Raw genomic sequence first — 7,798 nt, 5'->3', positions numbered from 1 at the left:
TCTCTCTCCGCCAAAACATCTTCGGCGTTGTAAGGTTAAGCCTCACGGTTCATTAGTACCGGTTAGCTCAACGCATCGCTGCGCTTACACACCCGGCCTATCAACGTCGTCGTCTTCAACGTTCCTTCAGGAGCCTTTAAGGCTCAGGGAGAACTCATCTCGGGGCAAGTTTCGTGCTTAGATGCTTTCAGCACTTATCTCTTCCGCATTTAGCTACCGGGCAGTGCCATTGGCATGACAACCCGAACACCAGTGATGCGTCCACTCCGGTCCTCTCGTACTAGGAGCAGCCCCCCTCAGTTCTCCAGGCTACCTGGATTCCTACATCCCGGAACCTGAGCGTGCGATTGACCGTCCGTTCCTGCTGCCGATCGAAGACGTATTCTCCATCTCCGGTCGTGGTACCGTTGTTACCGGTCGTGTAGAGCGCGGCATCATCAAAGTTGGTGAAGAAGTTGAAATCGTTGGTATCAAGGATACCGCGAAATCCACCTGTACCGGCGTTGAAATGTTCCGCAAACTGCTGGACGAAGGCCGTGCTGGTGAGAACGTTGGTGTTCTGCTGCGTGGTATCAAACGTGAAGAAATCGAACGTGGTCAGGTACTGGCTAAGCCGGGCCCAAACCGACACAGGTGGTCAGGTAGAGAATACCAAGGCGCTTGAGAGAACTCGGGTGAAGGAACTAGGCAAAATGGTGCCGTAACTTCGGGAGAAGGCACGCTGGTGCGTAGGTGAAGCGACTTGCTCGCGGAGCTGAAACCAGTCGAAGATACCAGCTGGCTGCAACTGTTTATTAAAAACACAGCACTGTGCAAACACGAAAGTGGACGTATACGGTGTGACGCCTGCCCGGTGCCGGAAGGTTAATTGATGGGGTTAGCTAACGCGAAGCTCTTGATCGAAGCCCCGGTAAACGGCGGCCGTAACTATAACGGTGGCCCTTACGACCAGGGCTACACACGTGCTACAATGGCGCATACAAAGAGAAGCGACCTCGCGAGAGCAAGCGGACCTCATAAAGTGCGTCGTAGTCCGGACTGGAGTCTGCAACTCGACTCCACGAAGTCGGAATCGCTAGTAATCGTGGATCAGAATGCCACGGTGAATACGTTCCCGGGCCTTGTACACACCGCCCGTCACACCATGGGAGTGGGTTGCACCAGAAGTAGCTAGTCTAACCTTCGGGAGGACGGTTACCACGGTGTGATTCATGACTGGGGTGAAGTCGTAACAAGGTAGCCGTAGGGGAACCTGCGGCTGGATCAGAGCTGGGGGCAGTAAACGACCTGCCGGTGCGGTCAACGATATCCATCAGGTTGACGATATGAGAGAGGGGTTTGTTGTTGAATATAGCCATGCCGATAACCAGCCAGACCATGGATTCAAGGGGGAGTTTGCGTTTACGAAGTGTCACTGTGTCGGTGAGGGCAAATGCCTGCTGAATGAGGTCAGGGGGAAGGAGGTCGGCAAGGCTCTGAACTTCATCGGGTGCGGTAAGATTAATAATGCCGAGGGCCTGTGAAAGTTCCATTTAAAAAGGGTTCCATGATGAGCATGGAACCCTTTTTACACGAGCCACCGGATCGGTCAACCGATCCTTAAACGATCGGCATTATTAAATTGAAGAGTTTGATCATGGCTCAGATTGAACGCTGGCGGCAGGCCTAACACATGCAAGTCGGACGGTAACAGGAAGCAGCTTGCTGCTTCGCTGACGAGTGGCGGACGGGTGAGTAATGTCTGGGAAACTGCCTGATGGAGGGGGATAACTACTGGAAACGGTAGCTAATACCGCATAACGTCTTCGGACCAAAGAGGGGGACCTTCGGGCCTCTTGCCATCAGATGTGCCCAGATGGGATTAGCTTGTTGGTGGGGTAACGGCTCACCAAGGCGACGATCCCTAGCTGGTCTGAGAGGATGACCAGCCACACTGGAACTGAGACACGGTCCAGACTCCTACGGGAGGCATCGCTGTGGCGCGCATGGTCGCGGATCGCTTCGACGGTTTTCTCGCCGATGCCACGGGCCGGTACGTTGATGACCCGTTCCAGCGCAGCATCGTTACCGCGGCCTTCGAGCAAGCGCATGTAGGCCATGGCGTTCTTGATTTCGGCGCGTTCGAAGAAGCGCTGACCGCCATAGATACGGTAGGGAATGCGCTCGCGCAGCAAGGCTTCTTCCAGAACCCGCGACTGGGCGTTGGAGCGGTACAGAATCGCGATATCGCTTCGAGACAAGCCGGTTTTCAGCGCGCTTTCGATGGTTTCGACAACGTAGCGTGCTTCGTCGTGCTCGTTGAAGGCGGCGTACAGGTTGATCGCTTCTCCGTCTGCCGCTGGGTCGCTACGAACTGGAAAGCGGCCAGAACTTCAACCGCTGGTTCGTCGACCTCAGCGAGGAAGTCGGCAACGCGATCGAAGGCAAGCTCGGTGACGATCCGCAGCACAACCTGCAATTGATCCGCAGCAACCTGCGCGACGCGCTGGCCCGGCAGACCGCCGGCACCCAATTGCAATCCCAGCGCCTGACCCTGCAGCGACTGGCCTGCGACGCCGACATGGTGCTCGACCTGCATTGCGATTTCGAAGCGGTCGCGCACCTCTACACCACACCTGAAGCCTGGTCGCAGGTCGAGCCGCTGGCCCGTTACATCGGCGCCCAAGCCAGCCTGCTGGCAACCGATTCCGGTGGCCAGTGCATGCAAATGCGGGCTTTTTTTTCGCATATTGCAAATGCCGGGGGGATGAGAATCCCCGACCGGGGTTCGACAACGGGCAATCGCCCGTTGGACAGACCACGAACGCAGGGAGTGGGCTGCCCGCAGGGCGAGCGAAGCGAGTCAATCCCCCCCGGCCTAACATTCAGCGCCAGCACACCAAACGCCTGATGGCGGCTTCGCCTTATCAGGCCTACGCGAACCTGTGGGTTGGATAAGCGCTAGCGCCATCTAACAGCTTTTTAACCCCGCAATACCCACCCATTTTCGCGCTAATTCTCGCCATTGCTCACACCTTAAGCGAACAATCTTTAATGCTGAAAATCTGCTTGACCGCTTCAGCGCAACTCCCTATAGTAGCGCCCCGTTGCCCTCCTGCGTGGCGGGTAGCAATACAATGTGGTGAGGTGTCCGAGTGGCTGAAGGAGCACGCCTTAAACCGCACGTCAACGTCGGTACTATCGGCCACGTTGACCATGGTAAAACTACTCTGACCGCTGCAATCACTACCGTTCTGTCTAAAAAGTTCGGCGGTGCTGCTCGCGCATTCGACCAGATCGATAACGCGCCGGAAGAAAAAGCGCGTGGTATCACCATCAACACTTCTCACGTTGAATATGATACCGAGGCTCGCCACTACGCACACGTAGACTGCCCGGGCCACGCCGACTATGTTAAAAACATGATCACCGGTGCTGCGCAGATGGATGGCGCGATCCTGGTTGTTGCTGCGACTGACGGCCCGATGCCGCAGACCCGTGAGCACATCCTGCTGGGTCGTCAGGTAGGCGTTCCGTACATCATCGTGTTCCTGAACAAATGTGACATGGTTGATGACGAAGAGCTGCTGGAACTGGTAGAGATGGAAGTTCGTGAACTGCTGTCTCAGTACGATTTCCCGGGCGACCCTGCCGGCGCAAAGCTCGATTGCCCTGGAGGCCACCAGCCTCTACCACTTGGACGCGGCTGAACTGGCTCATGGCATGGGCCATCGCGTTTATGTTGTGGATGCTTATCGGGTGAGTCATTACCGCGAAAGTATTGGCCAGCGAGCAAAAACCGATCCGTGTGATGCCCGCCTGCTGGCACGTTATCTGTCCAGTGAGCAGCAACGGCTGCGGATCTGGAACCCACCGCCGCCGCTCTATACCGTGCTTAAAAGCTTGCTTAACAAACGTGCTCAACTGATAAAAGCCCACGTCGCGCTCATGCTGAGCTGGTCGAGCGAACCCCTTTTGAAAGCGCTATCGGCCCAGCAGTTGGAGCACTTCAAACAGTCTGATCAGGCTATTCAGAAGTTACTGCGTAAGGCTAGCCAAGAGGCTGGTATTAGCGAAAACATCAGACGCTGCAAAGCGATTGAAGGGATCGGCGAACTGACTGCTACTTGCTGGCTCAGGCCAACCAGGTTCCGCAGACCATGCTGTCCTTGCTGCGTTAATCGCAAAGTTCGTAATAAAAAAGCGCCGCCTGTCGGCGCTTTTTTTTGTGCTAATGAAATACCAGCCGTGGTGCGTGTGATTAATGTATTTTGCAAGGTCAGAGAAAAAGTGGAATTAACCTTTGTAGCGGGATAGCAAATATATTTACGTTAGGGCTATAAAATTGAAACTATGCACCCTGCAAATACGGGGATACCATCCGTTCTAATATGCTTTTATTGGGCAATAGATGCTGTTTTGAAAGGTATTTTTTAATTATTTTCAGTATGTTATGTTTTCTCATGGCGAATAATCCCCATTGAGAAGAAAAAGATCTAAAGAGTTCGTTAACCTCGTCGATAACTATTATGACGGTGATGAAGCCGCTGGCGCATACCGGAACTCACATATATTAATGAAGGATAACTATCATGGCTGTTATTAATACTAATTATATTCATGCGGCCTGAGCGAGCTGTAATACCCGACGATATAGTCCGTTATTGCGTGAGCTGCATCGCTGAAGCTTATGTAACCCGTCACCGGTACCCACTCATTCTTCAGGCTCCGGAAGAAGCGTTCCATAGGACTATTATCCCAGCAGTTTCCACGCCGGCTCATACTCTGCTTGATCCGGTATCGCCACAGTAATTGCTGGTACTGCCGGCTCGTATAATGACTGCCCTGATCGCTGTGGAACATTACTCCGGCTGGCTTACCGCGCGTTTCCCACGCCATTTCCAGTGCTTTGATAGTCAGTCTGCTGTCCGGTGAGAACGACATTGCCCATCCCACCGGTTTCCTTGCGAACAGGTCGAGAACAACAGCGAGGTAAGCCCGGCGCTTTCCTGTCCAGATATACGTCACCGCACCACACCTGATTAGGCTCTGTCACTGCGAACTGTCGCTCAAGGTGATTAGGGATAGCGATGTGTTCATGACCTCCACGTTTATACCTGTGGGTGGGCTGCAAAAACAAAACCCCTACCTGCATACGCAGATAGGGGTTTCGGAATTTAATCTTGACGATGACCTACTCTCACATGGGGAAACCCCACACTACCATCGGCGATGCATCGTTTCACTGCTGAGTTCGGGATGGGATCAGGTGGTTCCAATGCTCTATGGTCGTCAAGAAATTCGGGTACTGAGTCGTGGCATATGCCTCGCTTCAGCAAATTGGGTATGTAATAGAAGTCGGTGTTTTGTGAGCGTCGAACTTTCGGTTCATTTCGTCTTCACACACCGCAATCTGGCCTTTCGACGCAAATTGCTTGGGTGTTATATGGTCAAGCCTCACGGGCAATTAGTATTGGTTAGCTCAACGCCTCACAGCGCTTACACACCCAACCTATCAACGTCGTAGTCTTCGACGGCCCTTCAGGGGACTCAAGGTCCCAGTGAGATCTCATCTTGAGGCAAGTTTCCCGCTTAGATGCTTTCAGCGGTTATCTTTTCCGAACATAGCTACCCGGCAATGCCACTGGCGTGACAACCGGAACACCAGAGGTTCGTCCACTCCGGTCCTCTCGTACTAGGAGCAGCCCCTCTCAAATCTCAAACGTCCACGGCAGATAGGGACCGAACTGTCTCACGACGTTCTAAAACAGGGGCTTCTGGTCAACAGGTCTGCTGCATGACTGGCACCGTGCGGGAGAAAATCGTCACTGGCTGCTGCCGCTGAGGAAAGGCACGCAGTATGAGGCAGTTCGCAGGCTGGGCAAACGGGATGAGCTGATAACGCTGAAGACCACCCCGCAGGCCAGAAAACAGTGGGAAGGTCTGCCGGATGAGCTCACTGTCCGGTTAATCAGCAGGAAGGTTAACGGCGTGGAACGTCAGGTTGTCACATCAATGACGGATGCGATGCGTTACCCGGCGGCAGACATAGCAGAACTCTACAAACACCGGTGGGAAATCGAACTGGGGTACCGTGAGGCGAAGCAGTTCCTGTGCGGCAACCGCTGGACGCTGAGAAGTAAATTACCGGAGATGGTGAGACAGGAGCTGTGGGGGATACTGCTGACATACAACCTGGTGCGGTATCAGATGGTGAAAATGGCGTTCAGCCTGAAAGGAGATTATCTGCCGTATCAGCTGAGCTTCAGCGGTTCGGTGGCAGAGATACTGCGGTTGTTAACCGGGCTGCCATGGTCATCACCGGGTGCAGTGCCGGGGCATCTCAGGCACTTCTACAGCAATGCCGCGATGCTGAAACTACCCCCGAGGCGTGAACGGGAATATGCAAGGGAAGTCAGGGAGAAGAGAGCTAAATATCCCTTAAAAATCCTATATCTACGCATTTCACCGCTACACAGGAAATTCCACCACCCTCTACCATACTCTAGCTTGTCAGTTTTGAATGCAGTTCCCAGGTTGAGCCCGGGGCTTTCACATCCAACTTAACAAACCACCTACGCGCGCTTTACGCCCAGTAATTCCGATTAACGCTTGCACCCTCTGTATTACCGCGGCTGCTGGCACAGAGTTAGCCGGTGCTTATTCTGTCGGTAACGTCAAAACACTAACGTATTAGGTTGAGCCCGGGGCTTTCACATCCAACTTAACAAACCACCTACGCGCGCTTTACGCCCAGTAATTCCGATTAACGCTTGCACCCTCTGTATTACCGCGGCTGCTGGCACAGAGTTAGCCGGTGCTTATTCTGTCGGTAACGTCAAAACACTAACGTATTAGGTTAATGCCCTTCCTCCCAACTTAAAGTGCTTTACAATCCGAAGACCTTCTTCACACACGCGGCATGGCTGGATCAGGCTTTCGCCCATTGTCCAATATTCCCCACTGCTGCCTCCCGTAGGAGTCTGGACCGTGTCTCAGTTCCAGTGTGACTGATCATCCTCTCAGACCAGTTACGGATCGTCGCCTTGGTGAGCCATTACCTCACCAACTAGCTAATCCGACCTAGGCTCATCTGATAGCGCAAGGCCCGAAGGTCCCCTGCTTTCTCCCGTAGGACGTATCCCCGGAGTACCTTTTATCCGTTGAGCGATGGCCCTTCCATACAGAACCACCGGATCACTAAGACCTACTTTCGTACCTGCTCGACGTGTCTGTCTCGCAGTCAAGCGCGCTTTTGCCTTTATACTCTACGACCGATTTCCGACCGGTCTGAGCGCACCTTCGTACTCCTCCGTTACTCTTTAGGAGGAGACCGCCCCAGTCAAACTACCCACCATACACTGTCCTCGATCCGGATAACGGACCTACTAAGACCTACTTTCGTACCTGCTCGACGTGTCTGTCTCGCAGTCACGCGCGCTTTTGCCTTTATACTCTACGACCGATTTCCGACCGGTCTGAGCTGACCTTCGTGCTCCTCCGTTACGCTTTAGGAGGAGACCGCCCCAGTCAAACTACCCACCATACACTGTCCTCGATCCGGATAACGGACCTGAGTTAGAACCTCAAAGTTGCCAGGGTGGTATTTCAAGGATGGCTCCACGCGAACTGGCGTCCACGCTTCAAAGCCTCCCACCTATCCTACACAAGCAAATTCAAAGTCCAGTGCAAAGCTATAGTAAAGGTTCACGGGGTCTTTCCGTCTAGCCGCGGATACACTGCATCTTCACAGCGATTTCAATTTCACTGAGTCTCGGGTGGAGACAGCGCCGCCATCGTTACGCCATTCGTGCAGGTC

At 53.7% G+C, this 7,798-nt stretch carries 2 protein-coding genes, 1 rRNA gene, 4 pseudogenes and 5 other annotated features (1 of these 12 cut by a window edge); of the genes and pseudogenes, 3 read left to right on the top strand and 4 right to left on the bottom strand.

Translation table 11 applies throughout. The features are described from left to right. Positions 1 to 1,274 (top strand) — a sequence feature (mutual gap in cmsearch alignment for this rRNA model is longer than 100). Then, positions 45 to 307: a sequence feature (23S ribosomal RNA rRNA prediction is too short), on the bottom strand. It overlaps the preceding feature by 263 nt. Beyond that, positions 543 to 1,066: a sequence feature (23S ribosomal RNA rRNA prediction is too short), on the top strand. (Lies within the feature at positions 1 to 1,274.) Next, a pseudogene (locus Q5705_20980) lies at positions 1,266 to 1,532 on the bottom strand (transposase domain-containing protein). Positions 1,533 to 1,626: 94 nt before the next feature. Continuing rightward, positions 1,627 to 2,043 (top strand) — a sequence feature (16S ribosomal RNA rRNA prediction is too short). 205 nt (positions 2,044 to 2,248) lie between these two features. Beyond that, on the bottom strand, positions 2,249 to 2,728 hold the full coding sequence (locus Q5705_20975) for a hypothetical protein (GenBank protein WLI76988.1): 480 nt from the start codon (positions 2,726 to 2,728) through the stop codon (positions 2,249 to 2,251). 406 nt (positions 2,729 to 3,134) lie between these two features. Between Q5705_20975 and Q5705_20970 the strand changes: the two are divergent. Next, positions 3,135 to 3,626 (top strand): annotated as a pseudogene (locus tag Q5705_20970) (GTP-binding protein). Then, entirely contained in the window at positions 3,592 to 4,296 is a 705-nt protein-coding gene (locus tag Q5705_20965; protein ID WLI76987.1) for a transposase, read from the top strand. The pseudogene Q5705_20970 and the gene Q5705_20965 overlap by 35 nt, the downstream one beginning before the upstream one ends. 291 nt (positions 4,297 to 4,587) lie before the next feature. On the opposite strand, the pseudogene Q5705_20960 reads toward Q5705_20965, so the two are convergent. Both Q5705_20960 and rrf read right to left on the bottom strand, forming a co-directional pair. Further along, positions 4,588 to 5,128, bottom strand: a pseudogene (locus tag Q5705_20960) (IS3 family transposase). A 32-nt stretch (positions 5,129 to 5,160) separates the two neighbouring features. After that, positions 5,161 to 5,276 (bottom strand): 5S ribosomal RNA (gene rrf, locus Q5705_20955). 149 nt (positions 5,277 to 5,425) lie between these two features. After that, positions 5,426 to 7,798 (bottom strand) — a sequence feature (most likely nonfunctional fraction of RNA operon) (it continues 4,399 nt past the right edge of the window). Between rrf and Q5705_20950 the strand changes: the two are divergent. Further along, positions 5,746 to 6,417 (top strand): annotated as a pseudogene (locus Q5705_20950) (IS4 family transposase). It overlaps the preceding feature by 672 nt.

Source organism: Kosakonia sp. H02, assembly GCA_030704225.1.
In the GTDB taxonomy this organism is placed as follows: Bacteria; Pseudomonadota; Gammaproteobacteria; order Enterobacterales; family Enterobacteriaceae; genus Kosakonia.
The sequence above is the reverse complement of the archived record's forward strand: the minus strand, read 5'-3'. Positions and strand labels throughout refer to the sequence as shown.